Annotated in this window: 24 protein-coding genes and 2 tRNA genes; 13 read left to right on the forward strand and 13 right to left on the reverse strand. The window is 52.8% G+C overall.

Features of this window, described 5'->3' with window-relative positions; all coding sequences use genetic code 11:
* Nucleotides 1-2: 2 nt before the first annotated feature.
* Nucleotides 3-836: a putative RNA uridine N3 methyltransferase gene (locus ASAC_RS06025; protein WP_013267105.1), complete on the reverse strand. Its 834-nt coding sequence runs from the start codon at nt 834-836 to the stop codon at nt 3-5.
* A gap of 230 nt (nt 837-1,066) precedes the next feature.
* Here ASAC_RS06025 and prpB point away from each other — a divergent pair, with 230 nt between their 5' ends.
* On the forward strand, nt 1,067-2,011 hold the full coding sequence (gene prpB / locus ASAC_RS06030; protein ID WP_013267107.1) for a methylisocitrate lyase: 945 nt from the start codon (nt 1,067-1,069) through the stop codon (nt 2,009-2,011).
* 93 nt (nt 2,012-2,104) lie between these two features.
* Here the strand turns inward: prpB and ASAC_RS06035 are convergent.
* Nucleotides 2,105-2,192: transfer RNA gene (locus ASAC_RS06035), tRNA-Leu, on the reverse strand.
* 84 nt (nt 2,193-2,276) lie between these two features.
* Here ASAC_RS06035 and ASAC_RS06040 point away from each other — a divergent pair.
* The 9 genes from ASAC_RS06040 to ASAC_RS06080 all read left to right on the forward strand — a co-directional run bounded on the left by ASAC_RS06040 (nt 2,277) and on the right by ASAC_RS06080 (nt 6,813).
* Complete coding sequence (locus tag ASAC_RS06040; RefSeq protein ID WP_048813024.1) at nt 2,277-2,666, forward strand: PadR family transcriptional regulator; 390 nt, start codon at nt 2,277-2,279, stop codon at nt 2,664-2,666.
* Between the two features lie 114 nt (nt 2,667-2,780).
* Nucleotides 2,781-3,014, forward strand: a complete 234-nt coding sequence (locus tag ASAC_RS06045; protein ID WP_013267109.1) for a hypothetical protein — start codon at nt 2,781-2,783, stop codon at nt 3,012-3,014.
* 80 nt (nt 3,015-3,094) lie between these two features.
* Nucleotides 3,095-4,138 (forward strand): diphthamide biosynthesis enzyme Dph2, encoded by a 1,044-nt coding sequence (dph2, locus tag ASAC_RS06050; RefSeq protein WP_013267110.1) that lies wholly within the window; start codon nt 3,095-3,097, stop codon nt 4,136-4,138.
* 162 nt (nt 4,139-4,300) lie between these two features.
* Complete coding sequence (locus tag ASAC_RS06055) at nt 4,301-4,888, forward strand: METTL5 family protein (RefSeq protein ID WP_148217187.1); 588 nt, start codon at nt 4,301-4,303, stop codon at nt 4,886-4,888.
* Nucleotides 4,869-5,498 carry an exosome complex RNA-binding protein Csl4 gene (locus ASAC_RS06060; protein WP_148217188.1) on the forward strand — a complete coding sequence of 210 codons (630 nt, stop codon included), beginning with the start codon at nt 4,869-4,871 and terminating at the stop codon, nt 5,496-5,498. Before ASAC_RS06055 ends, ASAC_RS06060 begins: the two co-directional genes overlap by 20 nt.
* On the forward strand, nt 5,498-6,109 hold the full coding sequence (locus tag ASAC_RS06065) for a DUF2067 family protein (protein WP_013267113.1): 612 nt from the start codon (nt 5,498-5,500) through the stop codon (nt 6,107-6,109). The genes ASAC_RS06060 and ASAC_RS06065 overlap by 1 nt, the downstream gene beginning before the upstream one ends.
* The gene (locus ASAC_RS06070; RefSeq protein WP_013267114.1) at nt 6,099-6,404 is read left to right on the forward strand and encodes an RpoL/Rpb11 RNA polymerase subunit family protein; all 306 of its coding nucleotides are present in this window, start codon (nt 6,099-6,101) and stop codon (nt 6,402-6,404) included. The genes ASAC_RS06065 and ASAC_RS06070 overlap by 11 nt, the downstream gene beginning before the upstream one ends.
* Before the next feature lie 56 nt (nt 6,405-6,460).
* Nucleotides 6,461-6,694: a hypothetical protein gene (locus ASAC_RS06075; RefSeq protein WP_013267115.1), complete on the forward strand. Its 234-nt coding sequence runs from the start codon at nt 6,461-6,463 to the stop codon at nt 6,692-6,694.
* A 34-nt stretch (nt 6,695-6,728) separates the two neighbouring features.
* Nucleotides 6,729-6,813, forward strand: a tRNA-Leu gene (locus ASAC_RS06080).
* An 8-nt stretch (nt 6,814-6,821) separates the two neighbouring features.
* Here the strand turns inward: ASAC_RS06080 and ASAC_RS07975 are convergent.
* The 6 genes from ASAC_RS07975 to hemL are packed head-to-tail and all read right to left on the reverse strand — an operon-like array spanning nt 6,822 to nt 12,372.
* On the reverse strand, nt 6,822-7,064 hold the full coding sequence (locus ASAC_RS07975) for a substrate-binding domain-containing protein (protein ID WP_083774085.1): 243 nt from the start codon (nt 7,062-7,064) through the stop codon (nt 6,822-6,824).
* 38 nt (nt 7,065-7,102) lie between these two features.
* Nucleotides 7,103-8,773, reverse strand: coding sequence for a molybdopterin biosynthesis protein (locus ASAC_RS06090; RefSeq protein ID WP_274376800.1), 1,671 nt, complete (start codon nt 8,771-8,773; stop codon nt 7,103-7,105).
* A 12-nt stretch (nt 8,774-8,785) separates the two neighbouring features.
* The gene (locus ASAC_RS06095; protein WP_013267118.1) at nt 8,786-9,460 is read right to left on the reverse strand and encodes a uroporphyrinogen-III synthase; all 675 of its coding nucleotides are present in this window, start codon (nt 9,458-9,460) and stop codon (nt 8,786-8,788) included.
* Nucleotides 9,433-10,218, reverse strand: a complete 786-nt coding sequence (gene cobA, locus ASAC_RS06100; RefSeq protein WP_148217189.1) for a uroporphyrinogen-III C-methyltransferase — start codon at nt 10,216-10,218, stop codon at nt 9,433-9,435. Before cobA ends, ASAC_RS06095 begins: the two co-directional genes overlap by 28 nt.
* Before the next feature lies 1 nt (nt 10,219).
* Nucleotides 10,220-11,116 (reverse strand): hydroxymethylbilane synthase, encoded by an 897-nt coding sequence (gene hemC, locus ASAC_RS06105; protein WP_013267120.1) that lies wholly within the window; start codon nt 11,114-11,116, stop codon nt 10,220-10,222.
* Nucleotides 11,113-12,372 (reverse strand): glutamate-1-semialdehyde 2,1-aminomutase, encoded by a 1,260-nt coding sequence (gene hemL, locus ASAC_RS06110; protein ID WP_048813026.1) that lies wholly within the window; start codon nt 12,370-12,372, stop codon nt 11,113-11,115. The genes hemC and hemL overlap by 4 nt, the downstream gene beginning before the upstream one ends.
* Before the next feature lie 189 nt (nt 12,373-12,561).
* On the opposite strand from hemL, the gene ASAC_RS06115 reads away from it, so the two are divergent.
* A complete protein-coding gene (locus ASAC_RS06115) occupies nt 12,562-12,849 on the forward strand; it encodes a hypothetical protein (protein WP_048812863.1) in 288 nt (95 codons plus the stop codon).
* On the opposite strand, the gene ASAC_RS06120 is transcribed toward ASAC_RS06115, so the two are convergent.
* From ASAC_RS06120 to ASAC_RS06135, 4 genes are all read right to left on the reverse strand, one after another.
* Complete coding sequence (locus tag ASAC_RS06120; protein ID WP_013267123.1) at nt 12,839-14,425, reverse strand: HD domain-containing protein; 1,587 nt, start codon at nt 14,423-14,425, stop codon at nt 12,839-12,841. The genes ASAC_RS06115 and ASAC_RS06120 overlap by 11 nt on opposite strands.
* A gap of 71 nt (nt 14,426-14,496) precedes the next feature.
* Entirely contained in the window at nt 14,497-15,381 is an 885-nt protein-coding gene (locus tag ASAC_RS06125; RefSeq protein WP_238523600.1) for an SIS domain-containing protein, read from the reverse strand.
* Between the two features lie 285 nt (nt 15,382-15,666).
* Complete coding sequence (locus ASAC_RS06130; protein WP_238523601.1) at nt 15,667-16,755, reverse strand: coiled-coil protein; 1,089 nt, start codon at nt 16,753-16,755, stop codon at nt 15,667-15,669.
* Nucleotides 16,756-16,760: 5 nt separating this feature from the next.
* Nucleotides 16,761-18,899, reverse strand: coding sequence for an acetate--CoA ligase family protein (locus tag ASAC_RS06135; RefSeq protein ID WP_013267127.1), 2,139 nt, complete (start codon nt 18,897-18,899; stop codon nt 16,761-16,763).
* Between the two features lie 209 nt (nt 18,900-19,108).
* Between ASAC_RS06135 and ASAC_RS06140 the strand changes: the two genes are divergently transcribed.
* The gene (locus ASAC_RS06140; RefSeq protein WP_013267128.1) at nt 19,109-21,319 is read left to right on the forward strand and encodes a CDC48 family AAA ATPase; all 2,211 of its coding nucleotides are present in this window, start codon (nt 19,109-19,111) and stop codon (nt 21,317-21,319) included.
* A gap of 10 nt (nt 21,320-21,329) precedes the next feature.
* Nucleotides 21,330-21,869, forward strand: coding sequence for a class IV adenylate cyclase (gene cyaB / locus ASAC_RS06145; protein ID WP_013267129.1), 540 nt, complete (start codon nt 21,330-21,332; stop codon nt 21,867-21,869).
* Here cyaB and ASAC_RS06150 read toward each other — a convergent pair.
* Nucleotides 21,856-22,311 (reverse strand): 30S ribosomal protein S19e, encoded by a 456-nt coding sequence (locus tag ASAC_RS06150; protein ID WP_013267130.1) that lies wholly within the window; start codon nt 22,309-22,311, stop codon nt 21,856-21,858. The genes cyaB and ASAC_RS06150 overlap by 14 nt on opposite strands.
* Nucleotides 22,312-22,316: the final 5 nt, after the last annotated feature.

Consider the following 22,316-nt stretch of genomic DNA (forward strand, 5'->3'; position numbering starts at 1 on the left):
TCTCAGTCGGTAAGGAATGTGTTAAGCAGCGTTAAGGATGCCAGGAGGGCCTCCTCGCTCCTTAAGGTCTCGGTGCCCTGTAAGGGCGCAGCGTTAATCAACAGGTCAAAGGCCTTACGTGAGGTGTACTGAAGTAGGCCGCTCTTCGGGCCACCTAATACCAAGGCTATGGGTCTTCCTAGGAGCCCTCTGAGGAGCCAGTAGTCGGTAGATCCATACTTGCTAGTGCCGACCAGAGCCACTCCCTGTTCCTTAAGCTCTTGAAGTTCCGTTAGGAGCTTACCAGAGCGTAAGACCTTGTACCCAGTGTATATATTGCCCCATGAGGAGGGCTCTAGTTCAAACTGCCTCCCAGACCTCCTTATAACGCGCGCAGTGACTATGTCGTTGACATCGAAGTGGCAGGGCTTTAACAGGCCCTCGCCAGCCTCTCCCATGTAGACGCTGCACTGAGAGCCCTTCCTTGTAATTATTAAGACGTCTATAAGGTCCCCCTCATTGAGGTCTCTTGGAGGTAAATGGTTGGGGAGGTTTAACGGCGGCATAATGCCAGCGTACTTAAGCTTTTCGCTTAAGCCAACAACTCGCTTCTTAAGATGCGGCGGAACCACCTGATAATTAAGTAGCTCTGAGAGCGTCTCCTGATCATCATGTGTTGAGTCCTCATCCAGGAATATTCTGACCTCGTCAACCCTGAATATGGCCAGGGCCCTAGATATTAGCCCGGCCTTGTAAGTTTTGTCCCTTAGGTCCTGTTCAACGCTAAGCACGCTAGCAGGCAACAAAACTATGAGCTTGTGCTGCCTTCTAGGCGATGGCCACGGGGGACTTATCAAGCTGAACTGCCTTCCTCCTTGCTCTTACCGCCTTTCCTTTCCGAGCCCCTCTGCTCTTTAGTCATGAAGAGGGTCGTCCTCTGCCTTCCTCCCATGTGGTTCACCTGCGCAGTATCTCTGAACTTGAGGCTTAAAGCCGTTATTTCAGGGCGTTGCGCCCTCAGCTGCACATGCAAGGATTACGTGAAATCTAATTAATTTCACAAGCACATAGCTGACGGGCTGGGAAGTTGGCATACCTTTACAGGAGAAAAGGCGATGTTCATCCAGCGGTCAGGCTAAGGGAGCTCATGAAGGGCAGCGGCATAATTATAGTTCCAGGGGTCTTTGATCCAGCATCAGCCCTCCTGGCAGAGAGCGTTGGCTTCAAGGCAATTTACTTATCAGGCGCCGCACTAACTGGAAGCCTTGCGATGCCCGACCTCAGCATAATAACCTTCTCTGAGGTCCTTGACGCCACGAGAAGAATAATGGAAGTGGTTGACCTGCCTATGATAGTTGACACAGACACGGGCTTCGGTGAGGCGATAAATGTCTACAGGACCGTTAAAGAGCTCGAGGAGGCAGGGGCGGCTGCTGTTCAGATAGAGGACCAGGTGCTTCCTAAAAAGTGCGGTCACCTCTCTGGTAAACATGTAGTTCCGGCTGACGAGATGGTTAAGAAGATAATGAGCGCCGTCGAGGCCAGACGTAATGACATGGTTATAGTTGCCAGGACCGATGCGCGCGAAGTGGAGGGCCTGGACGCTGCCATAGAGAGAGCTCAGATGTATGTGGAGGCCGGGGCGGACGTTATATTCCCAGAGGCCCTCCATAATCTAGAGGAGTTTAAGGAGTTCTCACGTAAGGTGAAAGCGCCGCTTTTGGCTAACATGACAGAGTTTGGTAAGACCCCCTATATAACAGCTAAGGAGTTCGAGGAGGCAGGCTATAAGTTCGTAATTTTCCCAGTGACCACATTTAGGGCAGCCATGAAGGCCATGAAAGACGTCCTGTTAGAACTTAAGGAGAAGGGCACGCAGAAGTACATACTAGACAAACTAATGACAAGGCAGGAGTTCTATGAGCTCATAGGTTATTATGAGTACGAAAAGAGGGATTCACAGATAGCAGAAAAGGCTGAAGCTCTGATGAGTGAGCTAAAGCGCAGGACCCAGGGATCGACACAAAAATGAGGTTCTATTTATCTCGATTCATCATATGATCAGTTTTTGGTAAATTCTTGGAAACACAATTAATAGTAAGGAAAGTAACAATTAGTATACCCGTGGTGCGGGGGGTGGGCTTCGAACCCACGCAGGCCTACGCCATCGGGCCCTCAGCCCGACCCCTTTGACCAGGCTCGGGCACCCCCGCACCAATGTTCTCTGGCGTACGGAAGGCTATTTAAGTAGTTTGCTTATTTTAACTTCTCAGGGAAACAAGTAAAGCGTGGTAAGCATGGAAAGGGAGAAGACGAATGACGGTTTCAATAAGGCAATAAACAGGCTTCTGGTAAACATAACCGTTAGAACTCTTTGGATATACGTGTTGGCAACCTTAAAGGAGAGCCCCACGTATCCATACCAGCTAAAGAAGATAATAAGAGAGAAGTTTTCATTTAACCCACCCACGGTAACTCTCTACACGGTCGTCTACAAGTTAGAGAGGGATGGTTTGATAGAGAAGACTCCAGACGGCATGTATAAGATAACTGGCGACGGTCTAAAGGCCCTTAGCGAGGCATCTAAACTACTCATGGAGATAGCTCAAAAGATAAGCAGCGTGGAGAGCCCTGCCATTGTAGAGAGGACTACGGAAAGCTCCGAGGAAATTAGAAGGCCTCAGTGAGATCGGTGCTCCTCATACCGAGCAGTCAGTGCAGGTCAGCCTAATCATCGGCCCAGTTATTTAAGGCTAGGAGCGCTAAAAAGTCCATTGGTGCAAACTGGTCTGGGACCTGACATGGAGCAGGGTAACTTGAAGGAGGTCACGGTAGAGTTTTCGGGCTCCAGGTTCAGGGCATTTATAGATACCAGCTCAGGCCTCCTGGTGTGCCCCATCTGCAGGAGGACCAGAGTAACATCGCCAGAAGACCTAGTAGCTCACATACTAGCTCATGCGATGAAGAGCCTCGATAAGAGGAGGGAGCCTCCCCAGAGGGCCCACGTTACTTCTGAGAGCTCTTCTGAGGAGTGACAAGGCCTTTATGAAGCTTTGGAGACATTTACCTTCAAATTAAACTTCCCTCTGCAGCAGCGACGTGTAGCGTGAAAACAGTGAAGCTGAAGTGCCGAGAGATACCATACGTGTTAGAGCTGCCTGACGACCTAGATAAAGGGCTAGCTGGTGCCACCGCCATGCTTCAGCTGCCTGACGGTTTAAAGCAGTACTCCAGAGAAATAGCTGACTGCCTCTCCGATGCTATAAAGGCCAGGATCCTCATACAGGGGGACAGCGTTTTCGGCGCCTGTGATCTACATTATGGAGAGGTCTCATCGCTGGGCTATGTGGACGCAATACTTCACGTGGGCCACACGCCATATCCTGATTATCTAGGCGATAGGGTTAATGTGAACCCTAAGGGCAGAGTTAGAGTGTTCTTCATAGCTGCAAGGTATGTAGGGCTCCCGAGCGAGCAGGCCATGGAGTCCCTGCTAAGTTTATTGAGGGCTAGGTCACTTAGAAGGATAGCGGTTGCTACTACAACCCAGTATCTGTACGCTTACAAATTTGCCGTGAACTACCTCAGAGAAAGGGGTCTTGAGGTTGTTACATTTCGTGGCCCAGCCAGCTACTACGAAGAGGGCCAAGTTATAGGTTGTGACTACAGCTTTGTCCCAAGAGGAGTGGAGGGTTATGTAATCATAAGTGGGGGCGAGTTTCACGCTTTAGGCCTTTACTTGGCAACCTTTAGGCCTGTGATGCAGTTGGACGTGTATAAGGACAAGGCTTATGATATGACTGGGGCTGGGGAAAAACTTTACGCCTCGAGGCTTTTCAAAGTGTCCATGGCGATGAATTCGAGCAGGTGGGGGATAATAGTGGGTACTAAGACAGGCCAGCATAGACCTTGGGTGGTCTCAGCGTTGGAGGCCATGCTATCCAGGCGCGGTCTGCATTATAAGGAGCTTTATGTTGGTATGCTAACTCCTCAAATCCTTGCGAACTTCGACAGCGACTGGTATCAGGCCTTTGTTATAACTAGTTGCCCCAGGCTTCCAATAGATGACTTTAACGAGTACCCTAAACCTGTGCTGACCCCAGGTGAAGCCTTTATGGCAATAGAGGGGAAGCTGAGTCCTTACAGGTTTCCATGGTGATAAGAGGCCTAACCGTTAGAGCACGATAACTAGACCCCATTAGACTTAGCCCTGATTTAGAAGCGGGAACGCATGTATTCTTAACTTCGAGTCGTATTTAAGGAACAAGGGCGCTGGCTGCCAGCGCAGCTAAGCAGACTTAAGGTAGTGCTTGAGAAGTATGTGCCAAAAATAGAGTTCCCCTCGGTCAAATTGGAGCAGTATACAACGCCTGCAGAGCTAGTGCTCGCTATGTTAAAGGTCCCCCTGTTTAGGGGTCTTATTGATGGCGCTACGGTGGCTGATCTTGGCTCAGGCACTTGCAGGATAGCTATAGCATCCCTTCTTTTAGGGGCGAGAAGGGCCATAGCCGTTGACTACGATTATAGGTTCGGCAGCATCTGTAAGCTTTCGGCAGAGAAATTAGGTGTCAGCGAAGGGTTGGCTTTCATATCTGCATGGATAACGGAGCGCTCCGGCCCCCTCAGGCAGGGCCTTATAGACATCGTGATAATGAACCCACCCTTCGGGGTATGGAGAAAGGGGGCCGACAGGGAATTCCTTGAGTATGCCATGAGCCTTAATGCTAGGGAGATAGTGGCCCTCGTGAAATCAGGAAACCTCGAGTTTCACGCCAGGTTAGCTAAGGCTAGAGGGTACTCATTCAACTTTTTAGGTACTCACGAGTTCCCTATACCTGCGGCTATGCCGCACCACAGAAGCAGAATAAGGAGAATAAAGGTGGACCTGGTTGAGCTCTCAAGGAGTTAGCTACGTGGTCCCAGGCGACGTGGTTGCCGTTGAAGAGGAGTACTCCGAGGGCCAGAATGTGTACGTTGATTACGACACAGGCGTTCTCAGAGTGGCATCAGTAGGAAAGCTTAAGCTTGATAACATTAACAAGGTAGCCGAGGTCATACCTGCAAGGAGGCTCAAGAGCCCAAAGAAAGGGGCCACAGTCCTTGGCTTGGTGACACAGGTAAGGGAGAACCTGGCCTTCGTTGATATCTACGGCGAGGTTGCACTTGAACCTAGGCCAGGCCGCTTCATAGAGTATTCTGGCGTTCTAGACGGTGTTATAACTCCAGACAGCGTAGGCGCTGACAGGGTAGATGATGTTATGAACTTTGTAAGGCCTAATGACATCATATTGGCGAGAGTAATGAGCACTATAAGTCCCTACCTACTTAGCTTAAAAGGCCCCCAGCTCGGCGTAATTTATGCCCTATGTTCAAGGTGTGGCGAAGTTCTAACCTTAGAAGGTGGTAGCCTCAAGTGCCCGGCCTGCGGAAACGTGGAGAATAGGAAGCTCTCAACCTTCGCCGGCTCAAAGCTAATAAGGCTTGACATAAGGCGGTTAATTCTCAGGAGGTTCCAGTAGTGGCCTCCGGGCAGAGGATCATAATTAAGTTGCCGCGTAACACCGCTGATATTGAGGCCTTACTGGAGAAGATAAGCGAGAAGGCGTCGGCCAGCATAATTTCAACCGAGATCAGGAACAATAGACTTGTAATTGAAATACAGGGCTCCGTAAGGGCCTCCAAGGATATTAAGAGGACGGTTCACGATATATTAAGGGATCAAACATCTAGGAGCTTTAGGTCTGTAATCACGGAAGACAGAATTAGAGATATGGGGTATAAGGGGCCCATGGATGTGCTTTCCTTTACACTAAAGAAGATGGGGTTTGACACTGAGTGGGAACCTCCGGTGCTCAGAAGCAATGCACAGGTAAGTGTCATAAGACAGGTGGCTCAGAAACTTTCTGATGCGCTGAAACTGGTAAGCGGCCTCAATCTCAGCGAGTCCGCCAGGAAAGCTGTGATGGCCGTGCTAGCCCTTTCTGGGGCCTCAACAGATGTGGAAAGGGTTATTTCTGTAGGTTTATCAAAGGGCGTCCTGGCCAGGGATAGAAATAATAAAATACTCTCGGTAACTGAGTGGAGGGAAGCGGCTGACCTGATAAGGGGGTCGTTAGGAGTTGACGGATGACCTTAAGATCTACAGATCGGGCAACAGCTACGTAATAGAGATAGAAAACGAAGATCATACTTTGGGCAACTTGCTCTCCTCTACTTTGGCTGGAGTTAAGGGGGTAGTAGATGCGTACTACGAGTTGGAGCACCCCCTGTTCAGGAGAATCAAGGTCTACGTAAGGTTAGAGGACGGTTATGACATAAAGGAGGTTTTGAGGGAGGCATTAAACAGGATAAAGGATATGAACGAAGCCTTTAGGAAGGAGTTCATCGAGCAGGCGAAGTCCCTGGGCGTAGAGGACCTCTCTTGAAGCGTGAGGCCAGAGTTCTAGTGAGCAAATGCCGTGGGCAGTTATGTGTCGGTATAGTGGTCAGGCTAAACTCAGTAGACGGTTTAGCTATCTCATTTGAGAGCTGTGAGGGGCTCTGCAGGAGGCTTGGCCATAAGGGGTTCCTCGATGAGATAAGGTATTACATTGGTGATTGTAACTGTGGCTTAGCGTTAATGCCAGGCCCTCAGGAGAAGCTTGGCTGGGCAATTGCCTTTGCAGAAGATATAGTCAACTCCTTAGCTAGGGCGAGGGACCTTCTAGGCGAATAATTTAAAGGGAGCCAAAATATTTTGTAAGCCTGGTGCGGGGGTGCCCGAGCCTGGCCAAAGGGGACGGGCCTAAGACCCGTTGGCGTAGGCCTGCGTGGGTTCGAAGCCCACCCCCCGCACCGCCCTATTAAGGATAAATGGCTTTGCCGCTTTCTGGTAGGGTCCTATATCCTGGAAGCGCCCTACTCAAGGCCTCTGAGAACTCAGGACTCTTTAGGGTCTCTAGAAACGCCCTCACGCTTGGCTTATTAATTCTGTCTTTCCTTACCACGAAGTCATATATCTCCTCACCCACAGGTATGAAGTCAAGGTTAAACATTCTCGCCACGGCCTCAAGTGAGAGGCCTACGTCAGCCCTTCCCTGTACTATAGCTGTTGCGACGGCCGTGTGGGTCTTGACCTCGTAGGTTACCCATTTATCGCCTTCTCTGGCCTCTCGCCCTTGAGCAGAGGCCTGAGCTTCATGTCAAGAAGTACCCTCGTGCCTGAGCCCTTGTTCCTGTTCACTATGACTACGTCAGGCCTCAGGAGGTCCTCAAAGCCCTTGATGTTCTTTGGGTTACCCTTCTTCACCAGGAGACCTATCCTCCTGGCATAACCTCTGTATATGTAAACTTCGTTCTCGAGGCCCATTATCTTAGGCATGTGCACGTTATACTGCATGGTGTTCTCATCAAGTATGTGGGTTCCGGCTATGTCTGCATCCCCTCTCTTGATCGCTATCCACCCACCCATGGAGCCAACGCTTATTACTCTGGAGCTCTTTGTCAGGCCGGCAACCCTAAGAACTACCTCAATGCCAGGGCAGTTGCTGCCTATTATGTTAAGCTCAGGTATCCTGAGGCTGGGCGAGAACAGATTGACTGTTACCTCCTCATTTTCATCGAAGTACTCCCTGTTCTCCTCTGCTGCGATGAAGCCGTCGGAGAGGCCTATACCTGCGACTGATCCAGAGCCTGTCATCAGCGGGTAAGCGGAGAGGCTGCCGTCGACGTTTTGCACCAGCTGGACAGGTATCAGCTCCATGAAGCCCCTCCCGGCTGGGAACCTGAAAGGTAACCTGGCCTTAACCTTAGGCAGCTCAACGTTAGGCTCTAGGCCCCTCATAATCATTATAACAGGGGCGACTATGGTATACATGTTCATCATGGCTGACAGTGGGAACCCAGGAAGGCCAAAGAGTATCTTACGGTCCTTCACAGCTATAGCTGTGGGCTTCCCCGGCCTGGCCTTAAGGCCATGTACTATCAGCTCCGCGCCTAGGTCCCTAAACACCTTATATATCATGTCGCCGTAGCCTGCTGAGGTGCTCCCCGTCGTGATAACAATGTCAGACTTTTCAAGGGCGTCAGCTATGGCGGACTTCATCGCGTCATAGCTGTCTGGCAGTATGCCTTTGAACGTGGCCTCCGCTCCCAGCTCGTTAAGCATGGAAGTTATAACGTATCCATCCACGTCATAAAGTTTGGCCGTGGCCAACAGCTCCCCGGGCGGAACTAGCTCCACGCCAGTTGAGAACACGGTGACCTTAGGGGGCCTATACACTTTGACTCTGCTTATCCCTAGGCCCGCCAGGACCGCTATCTCCCTTGAAGTTATTAAGGTGCCAGCTCTGAGGACATAGTCACCAGCCGAGATGTCCGACCCGGCCTGGTTTATGTTCTCGCCAGGGGCCGTTGGCCTGTAGACTGTTAGCGTGTCACCCTTTCTAACTACGTACTCCTCCATAACAACGGAGTCCGCTCCTCTAGGTATCATGGCCCCTGTCGCTATCTCAACAGCCTCGCCAGGACCTACATGGCTCTCTGGAACAGAGCCTATGGACGCCTTGCCTACTATTTTAAGCTGAACAGGCGTCACGTCGCTCGCGCCGGCCACATCGAAGCTCCTTATAGCGTAGCCGTCCACCATAGAGCGGTCAAAGGGCGGGTAGTCTATGGGGGCCCGTATATCCTCAGCTAAAACCTTGTTGAGCGACTCTAGCAGGGGAACCTCAATAACTCCAAGAGGTCTTATGCCTCCTAGTTTCTCTTCGAGCAGCTTGAGGGCCTCGTTTACAGAGACCAGCTTATGAAACACTAGCGCCAAGGTTCACCTGCACCCGAGCGCTTTCAGTAGCTCTCCAATGGCATTAAACGTATACCGGGACGGGACAAGAAGCCTGGCCTCAGGGCACATGGAGCTAACAGCCGAGGCCGCCTTAGGTCCCATCGCTATAACTATGGCATCGCCCAGGTAAGGTCTTACATGATTACATGAAATTCTGGCTATCTCGGCAGAGGACACTATTATTAGGTCAAAGCGAGAGGCCAGCTCATTTATGTCTATGTCTGCTGGAACCTCACGATATACATCAACCCTGTTTACCTCAATCCCCGCCTCCCTAAGCTTTTCCTCAAGCTCGTGGTCCCCGGCCTCGGACCTTAGGCTCAGGACCCTCCTGCAGTGGGACAACTTAATGAGCTCAGCAAGTCCGCCGCTGCTGTAGGTCTCAGGGTACGGGGCATCTATGCCAAAAGCTTCCCTGACGGACGCCGCCGTGGAAGCGCCAACTGCGAACGCCCTGACATTAGGCGGCCAGGAGCTCATAAATTGCCTTAGAAACCTCGGGGACCTTGGGCTCAGGAAGGCAACACAATCATAATCACCTCTGACTACATATTCAGCTGCAGCCCTCAGGGCCTCGGGAAGAGGCAATATCTCAACAGACTTTATCCACTTGATGCAGCTGAAGCCGCTCAGCGCTGTTGGGAGCTCTGGCCCCAAGTAGAGTACTCTGCACCTCTTCTCCAAAGTTTTACCCTCTTGTTGACGCCCCTGCCAACATATATGACCGCCGGATTAATTATTACTCCCCTTCTCCAGGCGTCCAGCAATGAGGACATAGTGCCGGCAACGGTTAGCTGTCTCTCTGTGGTGGCCCACATCACGGCAGCTGCTGGTTCGTCCCAGCCTCTCACCTTAGCGATTTCGCTGAGTATTAGGTCAAGGTTCTTAACTCCCATAAGTATTACTAGCATGTCTGCGGCCTGCGCTAGGCTTCTTACCCTCCCCAGGTACTCCTTCATGTCCTTGCCTTCGGCCAGGTGGCCAGTTATCACTGCAAACGACGAGGCAAAGCTCCTGCCGGCCAGAGGAATGCCTGCATACGCTGAAGCTCCTACAAAGCTTGGTATCCCTGGCACCACCTCGCACTCCACATTATTTGAGAGTAAGAACTCGCACTCCTCCTCGCCCCTCCCAAAAGTGTAGGGGTCCCCTCCCTTCAGTCTCACTACAAGTTTATCCTCCCTGGCCAGCCTCATTAGGAGCTCGTTTATCTCCTCCTGGCTCATTTCATGTCTCTGAGGTTCCTTGCCAACATAGATCTTGATTGCCCCAGGTTTTGCATGACTCAGGAGCTCGGTCGGAATTAGCCTGTCATACACTATCACGTCAGCAGCCTTGATGGTCTCAAGGGCCTTAACAGTGATCAGGGTTGGGTCGCCCGGGCCGGCCCCCACTATCACAACCTTACCACGCAAGTCATGGCACCTTCAGGTTCTCGACCAGCTCCCTGGCTATCCTTTCAGGTTCCCCTAGGCTGCCGGAGGCCCGGGCAAAGTTCATAACTTCGCCGTCAGGCGAGGCCGCGGCCGCTATCATCGCTAGCCTGCCGCCTTCCAGTATGGAGACGGCTCCTATGGGCGTGTGGCACCCAGCACCTATGAGCTCCACGAATTTCCTCTCGGCCATAGCCATGGCGTAGGTCACCTCGTCCGAGGCCCTGCGTAAAAGATCGAAAAGCGGTGATGAGGAAGGGGCCACGACCGCTATTATCCCCTGGCCTGGCTCGGGCGGGAACTTGTCGAGGGGCAGCATAACCCTTTTCTGGGGTATGTTGAGCCTCCTCAGGCCTGCCTCGGCCATTAGTAAGTAGTTAACTTCCCCCCTGTTAAGTTTAGCTATCCGTGTATCTACGTTGCCCCTCACGACCTTCGTAATGACGTTTCTGTTATAATGTCTCAGAAACGCTATTCTCCTCACGCTTGATGTGCCGACGCTGAGGCCTGAGGGCACGTCCTCCACGCCGGTGACCTCAGGGGATCCTGCGCCTATTACTAAGGAGTCGTTAGGGACCTCCCGGGGAGGCACCATTGCTATCTCTAGGTCCTCCTCAAGTTGCGAGGGCAGGTCCTTCATGCTGTGGACCGCTACGTCGGCCTCACCGTTAAGAACCGCCCTGTTGACCTCCTTCTCAAAGACGCCCTTAACGCCTATGCTAAAAAGGGGCCTATCCTGCATCACGTCGCCCCTGGTCTTAACTATCACCGGCTCATATTCTACTCGTTCTCCGAGCCTCTGCTCAAGGAACCTCATAGCTATGACTACCTGTTCAAGGCTTAGCTTGCTGCCCCTAGTGGCCACCTTGAGCTTTATCATTTCAGTTCACTCGCTGCCTTCCTGAGGGCCTCCTCCGTGGTCAAAATGACCTCATCATCGTGAACTGCGCTGGTGAACTGGGACTCAAATTGGCTTGGAGGGACAAACACCCCGTATTTTCTCATAAGTTCATGGAACTTGGCGTACTTTTCGCGGTCGCTTGCCCTGGCATCATCGGGGCTTACAACACTGCGCTGCGTGAAGAACAGTTGGAACATGCTCTCTACCCTGTTAACGCTAGCAGCGCCGTTGAAGGCAGCTTCCGCATACTCAGCGATCTCCTTTGCAGCCTTTGAGGCCTTTGAGAGGGCGTCCGTTGCCTCAATGGTCTCTATTGTTGCTAATCCTGCGCTCATAGTTACTGGGTTAGCGTTGAAGGTGCCGGCGTTGAACACCGGCCCTCTGGGTGACAGGAGGTCCATAATTTCAGACCTGGCAGTTACAGCGCCTATGGGGAAGCCGCCGCCTATGATCTTGCCTAGCGTCACTATGTCAGCCTTGACACCAAAGTACTGCTGGGCGCCCCCCATGGAAAGCCTGAACCCGGTAATAACTTCGTCAAATATTAACAACGAGCCATACCTGTCAGCTATCTCCCTGAGACCTCTGAGGAACTCCCTATCTGGAGGTATGACGCCCATGTTACCTATTACGGGCTCCACTATGATAGCGGCCAGGTCGTCGCCCGCCGCCTTGGCGGCCCTATCCGCGGACTCGAGGTCGTTATACTTGGCCACCACAGTAAGCGCTGCCACCTGAGGGGGCACCCCTCTGCTGTTGGGCACCCCATACTCGCTGGCCGCGCTGCCGGCCTGAACTAGAACATAATCATGCGCGCCGTGATAGCAGCCGTCAAACTTCATTATCTTGTTCCTTCCAGTGAACCCCCTGGCAAGCCTTATGGCCGTCATTGTGGCCTCCGTGCCAGAGTTTACAAACCTTACCTTGCCTCCAGGCATCACATAGCTGACGACCTTCTTAGCCAGCTCAAGCTCAACTCTAGTTGGCGTTCCATAAAGCCAGCCCCTCTCTATCTGCTCTATGACTCTCCTCTTGACGGCCTCATTTGCATGGCCAAGTATGAGGGGCCCGTATCCCAGAACATAATCTACAAGCTTCTCGTTGTCCTCGGTAATTATGTAGGGCCCAACGCCCTCCTTGACGAAAAAGGGGTAGGGCCTGACGGCGGCGCGCACTGGGCTATCAACGCCACCTACGAGGAACTTTGAGGCCTCTTCGTAGAGCTCCTTACTCATCCCCAGCACCCCAGGGAATGCGCTTCTAGGGCTTTAATAGGAGGAACCTAAAAGGCGCCTTGTATGAAGCCTATTTCAGCCCTTGTAATTGACCATAGCCTTCGTGTTCATGAGGTCTCTAGTGGTATTACAGGCCAGCCTACACCTTGTGGGGAAGTTAGGTAGTAAATGTAAGAGGGTGCAACCCTTATGTTGAGTCGAACTGACTGGGAGCTCTCGAAGGAGGCCCCGGCGGCCGTCATTGAGGCAGCGATGAGAATAGCGGGATCCGATGATTTGCCAAACTTGGTGACTGTGCTCAAATCAATGGCCGACTCGGGGGACTCTTGGGTTTCGAGAGTGGCGGCCGAGCTTTCCAGTAATGTGCAGGAGCTGAGCGCTCTAGTAAAGGACATGAAGCATGGTCTTAGGCCTAGGGAGGAGCTCGTAAGGGAGGTCCTCGGCAAGGTTAAAGGGGTCACTAAGCCTAAGATCTGATATCTTTAACGCCTTCATTTAACACGTCCTGTAAGATCTTCTTGGCGGTTTCCCTTACGTCTTTAGCTCTTGCCCTGATTAGGCTTAGATGGTCATCCATGTAGTCGGAGTATGCGTAGAGCAGAAGCACGGGGATGGAGCTCTGATCTACGATAGCTCTTAGGTAGGAAGACTCGCTCCAGTTGAACATGTTGGAGCCCCTCCGTAGCCTGTCCAAATTTATTATGGAACTGGAAAAGCAGTCTACCATTATATTGGAGTTACCTATGGCCTTCCTAAGGTCGTCCTGAATGGCAGAAACTCTGTTACTAACGTAGTTTAGTAAGTGGGATAGATTAGAAGGCGACGGCTCTAAACCGCGCTTCCTTAGGATCTCCGTGGCCAATACCATTACTTCTTCGCTCCTCTTTATTAACGAAAGCGGAAGGAGGTCGCGCCTCTCTAGGAGGCTCAGCGCCCACCGCTTGATCAGCCTCTCCTCGCCGTGCGCCGCCGTTCTGGCTATAACGTCCAGCTCCGAGTCGTCAAAGTAATAGAGGTCATCAGCTATGGCTTTAGCCAGGGAGCTGGGCTTTATAGCTTCTCTTAGGTTCCCGCCGTAGGCCTCGGGCAGCTGTATGTGTGACTGGGGTAGCTCCCTTATGAATCTGGAGACTGATTTAGATATAGCTATGACCTTATGGTGATAATATACCGAGCGGTACATCTTGTACCTTGCGTCAAAGACGTCCTCGAGAGGTTGAAGGCTCTTTATGTCAAGCGATAGGGACGGCCTTCCATCGTCGAGTAGCGAGACGCCTATTCCCTCCACCAGCCTGTCCAGGTCTATGTTGCCATATACTATCCCTGTGGCCTGTGCGTCCCTCTGGAGATAGTCGAGCCTGTCAGCGTCCGCTATTTCATTGGATATGATATCGTGAATAATGTCGTAGGCCTCAGGCCTTATGCCGAGCTCCTCCAGGGGCTCCCTCACAGTAGGCCCTCCAGGCTTTAGGAGCTCTGCAACGGCGGACAGGTAGACCTCAAGCAAGGGTCCTTCAAATGAGGACGAGAGGCCCTTTAGCTTCGAGAGGAAGGAGACTCCATAAGCTTCGTGTACTTTAAGTGTACTGCCTGAGAGCTCGGTTAACTCCTTGAATAGTCCCTGCGAATGCTGATCTTCGATATACTTGGCCATGTACTCTATGGCCTCCTCGCTCATGTGGCTATAGGCCAGGTGCCCTACGTCATGAAGTAGACCGCTGAACCTAGCTGTTTGCACGAAGTTGTTAAGATGTTCATAGTCGCAATCGTAGAGAACTTCAGAGCAAAGCTTATCGTTACGCGACAGCGAGCCGGCTATCCTCTGGGCCATACGTGAAGCTATATGCATGACCCCCAGCGAGTGCTCAAGCCTGCTGTGGCGGGCCGATGGGAACACCAGGAACGCCATGCCGAGCTGCTTTATGTTGTGAAGCCTCCTCATGAACGCCGTCTGAAGGAGCCAGTATTCGGCTTCATTTATCGGTATAAAGCCGTGCACGGAGTCCTGCACTACGCCCTTCTGCTGATATGCGCCTACCAGCTCGCCCTGCATTAACTGCACCTAAACGCTCTTCCGCTTGCCGGTACCTTACGGAACCTTAAAATGCATTGCTAAATTCTTAGTTAGGAAAGTCCTGCCTTCTCGAGGGCCTCCTTATACCTTCCCGTTATTGAGGTGTCGCGCGGGTCCACGCCATTAAACATAGCTAGATAGGTTGAGGTGTAGCCTCCAAGCAGAGAGCCCTGGAGCAGCTGGGCCAAAACTCCGTTGCCTCTGGGCGTCACTCTAACAACAGTGTCCCTCTGGTCGTTATAGATCTGCCTTAGGAGGTCTTCAAGGACCGCGCATACCCTGCCATCACCCTCTATGAGCACAAAGCCCTTCCTCACGTTGTGCAGCAGCTGCCACACAACCATATCATTATGGGCTGACTCAGGGTAGAACTCAGTCTTAGTTATAGCCTTAGCGTTCTCGCTGAACTCCTGCCTCCACCTGTGGGCCACTATGTCAAAGAGGCCGCACCCCGCGACTATGTATATGTCCTTGCCGGCGAGGGCCCTCGCTATGGTTTCGCCCTCACCCCTTGAGGTTGACCTAAGGGCGTCAGCTGCATCCTCAACCTCCTTATCAGCGGCTATCTTAATTCCGGAGGAGTTGATGATACCTATAGTAGCCCCAGCCAGCATTCCGAGCGCTGTCCTTGGGTAGTAGCCCGGCTCTATAAGCGCGAGCGGGAGCCCGTTCTCTTTAGCCCATGATGCCAGCTTGCCGCCGCTTGTTACAGACAGTACTGTGGCCCCTCTGGCCTTAGCTTCCCTTGCGCAGCTCACGGTCTCATAGGTGTTCCCGCTGTAGCTTATTGCAACAACCAGGTCCTCTGCCGTTACCCAAGAGGGAACGCCCTCGGCCTTGTGAACTATGACTGGGAACCTTAGGGCCTTGGCTGCGGCAAGTGCCCAGATGTAGTCCCCTGTGACCCCGCTGCCCCCCATGCCGCATAACAACAACGCACGGGGGCTCACCTGAGGCGATTTAATCGTAACTGCGCTGTTGTATGACGAGAGGAGCTGAGAAGGCCACGTATCGTAAAGCTTCAACATTTCCTCAGCAGCCGCCTGTGCGCTCAAGCCTTTCACGCGAGTAACCTGAGTTCAAAAACCAATTAATAAGGACTTACAACGTTGCAGAAATAGTAAAAGGCTTGGCCCATTTGTGCCTGAAGCGCAGCACGAATTAATTAAAAGTCCTGTGGGGCCTTAACGGTAGTCCTTAATCTCTGGGTCAGCGAGCTCTTACGTTAGGTCGAACTCTCCATACAGTATCCTCATTTCATCAAGGCTTAGGGCCTCTCCTCTCTTGGCCTTCTCCTCTATCTCCTTGCGCCTCTCCTCAAGGGCTTTGAGCTCGATGCCGCGCTGCCTTGATACCTTAAGCTCCTTTAACTTCACCATCAGCTCCCTGTACTTGTTGTAGAGCGCGTCAAGCTCCCCGGACAGGATATCTATGTTCTTGCTCTTCTCATCGATGGTCTGCTTGAGCGAGTTTATCTGCTTGTTAAGCTCGTCAATCTTAGGCGTTAATGATGCTATCTGGGCCTTGAGGTTCCCCGCCTTCTGCCTGAGCTCATTTATCTTCGTATTGAAGTCATTAAGCTTCATCTTGAGCGCCTTAACCTCAGCCTCTATCTCCATTATTGAGATCTCCTCCTGGCGCGCCTTCCTTATCCTCTCTGCAAGCTCCTCAAGTCTTTCAATTTCCTCTACAAGTCTCCTTTCCTCCTGCGGAGGCAGGACGGAGGTCTGCTGCCTCCACTCGAGTTCCTCTATCCTCTTCTGGACCCTCTTGAGGCTGAGCTTAGCTACGTTGCCCTCCTTATCAAGCAGCTGTCTGGCCTCCCTAAGCTGCTCTATCTTAGCCTTAAGGTCATTGAGTGTTGAACTCCTGTCCTGGTTAAGTTTGGCCAGCTGGTCAAGTACTTCCTTACGGTCGGACCTCAGCTTAAGCAGTTGGCTCACAAGCTCCTTCTTTTGCTCAATTAACTTGACCCTCTGGTCACGCAGCCCCTTAACCTCATTAATGAGCTGCATTCTGTTGTTTTTGACCTCAATAATCTTATCCCTTATCGCATCTACAAGCTTGTAAAGGTCCTCCTCTTTCATGTTAGACGTGTCCGTAGTTACCAACTGCCTTATATCTTCAGGGAGGGCCTCTGGCGGCAGAGGCTCGGGAGCTCTCCTAGGCCTCCTGACTTCTTGTTGACTTCCTGTCTGCTGAGCCTGCGCAGCCTCAGGGGGAGTTTGAGGTTGAGTGTTCTTAGGCTCGTTGCTGTTTGTGTCAACGTTCTGGGCCTTCTCAGCAGCCAGGCGGTCACTTCCCTCCAAGCTTTTTATCCACCTCCAACTATTATGCGTGCGTCAACAGCTGTCGCTTGTTCTATGCGTGCCAGAACGGGATTTATATCTACCTCTTTTATAGGTAAGTGGTTGTAAAGTAGGATACTTAACCTAGAGATTATCTCTGCCACGCTTTCTAGGTTGGCCCGCTGCATGCCTCTGTAGCCCTTGAGCAGCGTGTACGCCCTAGTGGTTGAGATCATCTGTAAGGCTTGCTTCAGGCCAACAGGAGCCAGCCTCATGGCAATGTCAGAGACGAGCTCCACCAGGAGGCCTCCTAAGCCGAAGGTAACTATGGGACCAAACTGGGGGTCGCGCGCACCTCCTACCATAACCTCATATCCATCCCTGACCATTTTCTGAAGTAGAACTCCCCTGACATCGGCGTGAGGCGCGCGAAGCCTAACGTTGGAAAGTATTGACATGTAGGCAGAGGTCGCCTCATCAACGCTATTTATGTTAAGCACAACGCCCCCCACGTCGCTCTTGTGGATGATGTCAGGGCTTATGACTTTCATTACAAGGGGAAAGCCAAGCCCCTGCGCGCACGACTTTACATCATCCTCATCAACGGCAGTGCAATAATCGGCAACAGGGATCCCATAGGCCCTCAGGACCTCCAGCGACTCATCTTCAAGCAGCTTGTTACGGCCCTCCTTGATGGCGCGGGCTATTATATTATTTACCAGCTCGGCAGCGCTGCTATTAACGGTCGGCATAGTGTCATTACTATTACTTTCAGCCTCGACGCAGAGCCTGCACTTCCATAGGTCGGACAGGGCCCTGGCAGCGCGGTCAGGGAACTCGAACGTTGGTATCCCCGCGGCCTCGAGCATCTCCGCCAGCTTCTCGCCATAGCTGGCGCCTATTGTAACTACAGCTAGGGGCAGGTCAGGGTGACGCTTCCTGACGTTTATTATGGTGTCAAAGGTCTTGTTAAGGTCCATGGTTGGCGGCTGTACGAGAGCCACAAGCAGAAGGGCGTCAGCGTCGTTATTGGAGAGGAGCGTTTCTGCTACAAGTTCTACCTGCTCAGGCCTCGCGTCGCCCGTCAGGTCAAATGGGTTGCGCAGCGACACCCGCTGAGGGAAGAGGCCCTTGAGCGCATCCAACGTGGCCTGCGATGGCTGAGGTACTTGCAGTCCCCTGGATACCAGGTTATCGGTGGCTATAACGCCGTGGCCCCCCGAGTTGGTTATAACTGCCACCCTGGGGCTCCTTGGCAGGGCGCCTGAGCTGAGGACCTTCGCAGCGTCGAACATCTCCTGGAGGTCCTCAACGACTATTGCGTTAGCCTCGCTCATAGCCTCCTTGAAAACGTCGTAGGAGCCCGCTATTGATGCCGTGTGGCTAAGCGTGGCCCTGGAGCCTTCGGCAGTCCTGCCCCCCTTGAGCACGAGCACTGGCTTCCTGCTGCCGTAGGTTACCTTCCTAATAGCGTCAACCAGCTCCCTGCCTTTTGTGACCCCTTCCAGATACATTAGTATGACCTTCACGTCAGACGCGCCGGCAAGGTAGTTTAGGCTGTCAATCTCGTCAATATCTACCTTGTTGCCAAAGTTTATGGCTTTAGATATACCTACGTTGTTAGCGGCTGCCCAGTCCATGAGAGTTGCCAGCAGAGCCCCGCTCTGACTTATTATTGCTATGGGTCCAGGCCTGGGTCTCCTCATTCTCTCCTCTGGCAGGAAGAAGGTGTCAACGCCGTTTGCAGAGTTATAGACCCCTATGCAGTTGGGCCCAAGGATTCTCATGGAGTACCTCTTGGCTATCGAGACTACCTCCTCCTGAAGCCTTATGCCCTCCTCGGTGCCCGTCTCGGCGAAGCCCCCGCTAAATATTATGGCCCCCCTGACGCCCTTCTTGCCAGCGTCCTCTAGCACTGAAGGCGTCAGTGCAGCGTTAACTGCAACTACAACCAGGTCCACATCTTTATCTATCTCGTTAAGGGAGCGATAGCTCCTCAGGCCTTCAATATAATCATATTTAGGGTTTACTACGAATAGCTCGCCCTTATATTTGGACTTCAGGTTAGAAAGTATTACTCGGCCCATGTTGTCAGCTCTCGGCGAGGCGCCTACTATAGCTATGCTCTTTGGCTCGAAGAATACTTTGGCGTCAGCTGTATACATTTTACACCATCACTTGCTACCCTGCATATCGAGTTTAATAAGGCTTAAGATTTGAAGGTCAAGGAAGCCGAGGCCCTACACGTTTAAATAAGAGTCGTGGTGCTAATCACGGGATTCTTTAAAGCAACTTATGAGGGGTCGATTGTCTCTCAGGCCCTCGTTAGGAATACATATTAGTCCTGTGGAGTCGATATATCAGGGGCTTATTAATGGTCTCGCAGAGCGTAACGCTAACTGTGGAGGAAGCCTACAGGAGCGACAGGCCAGGAAGAAAGATCGTGAGGATAAGCGACTCGGCCATGGAGAGGCTCGGCATAGAGACAGGAGACTTCGTGCTGATAAGGAGCTCTAAGGCAGAGGAGGTCGGCGTGGCGTGGCCGCTCAGGGACGACAGTAACCCTGACATAATAAGGATAGACGGCCACATGAGGCAAGTCCTTGGGGTTAGCGTGGGTGACAAGGTAGAGGTCATGAGGGCTGACAACGTTAAGCCGGCGCACAGGGTGGAGCTTGCCCCAGTGGGCCAGGCCACGGTTCAGACGTTCTTCGGGGCCGTTCCAATAAACATGGTCGTGTCGCCCGAGGATCTGAGGGATGAGCTCATACGTAAGCCCCTCATCAGGGGTGACCTGGTGCCGCTCTCTGACGAGATACAGTTGGCTGTGGTAAACACTAACCCCTCAGACCCAGTTTACGTAACTGACGATACGGAGATAATCATAAGGAACGAGCCGGTCAAGCCTTCAGAGTACCCATTGTTGAGCAGGGGCACTAGGGTCACATGGGAGGACATAGGCGACCTTGAGGAGGCGAAGCAGCGCATCAGGGAGATAGTGGAGCTCCCCATGAAGCATCCTGAGATATTCCAGAGGCTCGGAATAGAGCCTCCCAAGGGAATACTCCTTTACGGTCCGCCTGGCACCGGCAAGACGTTACTTGCTAAGGCGCTAGCTAATGAGATAGGCGCTTACTTCATAGCAATAAATGGACCCGAGATCATGAGCAAGTTCTACGGCGAGAGCGAGGAGAGGCTGAGGGAGGTATTCAAGGAGGCGCAGGAGAACGCGCCATCAATAATCTTCATTGACGAGATAGATTCCATAGCGCCCAAGAGGGAGGAGGTGACAGGCGAGGTTGAGAAGCGGGTAGTGGCCCAGCTCCTCACGCTGATGGACGGCATACAGGAGAGAGGAAAGGTGATAGTAATAGGGGCCACCAACAGGCCCGAGGACCTGGACCCTGCCCTCAGGAGGCCTGGGAGGTTTGACAGGGAGATAGAGATCAGGCCGCCAGATAAGCAGGGAAGGCTTGAGATACTTCAAGTTCATACGAGAAACATGCCGCTTGACAGCGATGTAAATCTTGCAGAGATAGCAGACCTCACCAAGGGCTATACCGGCGCCGACTTAGCTGCGTTGGCCAAGGAGGCCGCTATGGCTGCAGTGAGGGAGTTCATGAGCTCAGGCAAGGTAGACCTGTCAAAGCCTGGGGAGATAAAGAAGGAGATCCTTGAGACACTCAAGGTGAGCAGGAGGCACTTCCTTGAGGCTATGAAGGTGGTCAGGCCAACGCTCATACGTGAGGTCTTCGTGGAGGTGCCAGAGGTTCACTGGGACGACATAGGTGGCCTCGACAACGTGAAACAGGAGCTGAGGGAGGTCGTCGAGTGGCCTCTTAAGCACCCAGACGTGTTCCAGAAGATGGGCATTGAGCCTCCCAAGGGGGTCTTGCTCTTCGGCCCGCCGGGCACCGGGAAGACGATGCTTGCCAAGGCGGTGGCCACCGAGAGCGGGGCCAACTTCATAGCCATAAGGGGGCCCGAGGTGCTGAGCAAGTGGGTCGGCGAGAGCGAGAAGGCCATAAGGGAGACCTTCAGGAGGGCGAGGGAGGTGGCGCCTGTCGTGGTTTTCTTTGACGAGATAGATTCCATAGCGCCTGCGAGGGGCTACAGCTTCGACAGCGGGGTCACGGACAGGATAGTGAACCAGCTCTTAACAGAGATGGACGGCATAGTTCCGCTCTCTAACGTGGTCATACTGGCAGCAACAAACAGGCCCGACATACTGGACCCCGCGCTCCTCAGGCCAGGGAGGTTTGACCGCGTGATCTACGTGCCGCCGCCTGACAGGGAGTCCCGCAAGCAGATATTCAAGGTGCACCTCAGAAAGGTGCCGCTTGCCAACGACGTCGACATAGACAGGCTCGCCGACCTGACAGAGGGCTACACTGGAGCAGACATAGCGGCCGTCGTAAGGGAGGCAGTCTTTGCAAAGCTGAGGGAGAAGCTGGAGCCAGGCCCTGTTGAGTGGAAGCACTTCGAGCAGGCGCTCAAGAGGGTCAAGCCGAGCCTCAGCCGTGAGGACGTCATGAGGTATGAGCAGATGGGCGACAGGCTCAAGAAGATGATAATGTCCGTCTGAGGCGATTTACTTGGATCATGTAGAGGTGGAGGTCAAGCTGAGGGTGCCCTGCAGCCAGCTTGAACTAATAGCCAACAGGGCCATACAGGCGGGCGGCAAGGTGGAGGGACCCTTAGAGGAAATCGACGTCTATTATCAACATCCCTGTAGGGACCTTAAAGTCTCCGATGAGGCTTTGAGGGTCAGGTACGTTAACGGAAGCCCTCGCTCCATAACCTATAAGGGACCTAGGGAGGCAGGCCAGTTCAAGGCAAGGAGGGAGGTTATAGTAGACGTGGGCTCTGACCCCGATGTGCTTCTGAGGCAGCTGGGCTTTGAACCAGCCATAAGGGTATCTAAGGCCAGGACTTACATAAGGCTAGGTAACGTAGAGCTCACGCTCGACAATGTAGAGGGGCTTGGGTGCTTTGTTGAGGTGGAGTCGCTAAGAGGTAAAGATGAGGACGTGAGCGCGGCCATCAAGGCACTTGATATACGCGGCGAGGTTGTAAATCGTACATATGCGGAGCTTGTGGCGGAGCTTTCCTCAGGATCTGTTAGAAGTACTTAGCTAGCTCAGGCCTTTCCTTTACTATCTCGTTGGCTATTTCCTTGGCGACCTCATCAAGGAGCGAGCGTCCCTTGGGGCTTAAGACCCTCCCGCGCCCTGTGCTTTTGACCAGGCCTGCCTGCTCCAGCTGCTGCAGTATCCTCCTTATGTTACTTCCCCCTCCTTCAGCGAAGTGCGCGGGCCTAACGCCGTTGCGCTTCCTGCCACCATATATGACCCTGAAGGCGCCAACTCCTATTGGCTCCTCGGAGAGGTAGAGCTTCCTCAGTATTGAGGCGGCCCTCGTGTACCACCAGTTTGGATCGTCAGGGGGCCTCTCCCTTGAGACGCCGGTCTTAGCGTAGAGCGTCCACTCTGGCGGCTTCACCTGCTCAATGTTCTTTAGCCTGGCCGCAAGTCTCTCGATGAACTTGTCAGCCGGCACGTCAGCCACGGTTACCATATCTA

Origin of the sequence: Acidilobus saccharovorans 345-15 (assembly GCF_000144915.1) — an archaeon.
GTDB classification, from domain to species: domain Archaea; phylum Thermoproteota; class Thermoprotei_A; order Sulfolobales; family Acidilobaceae; genus Acidilobus; species Acidilobus saccharovorans.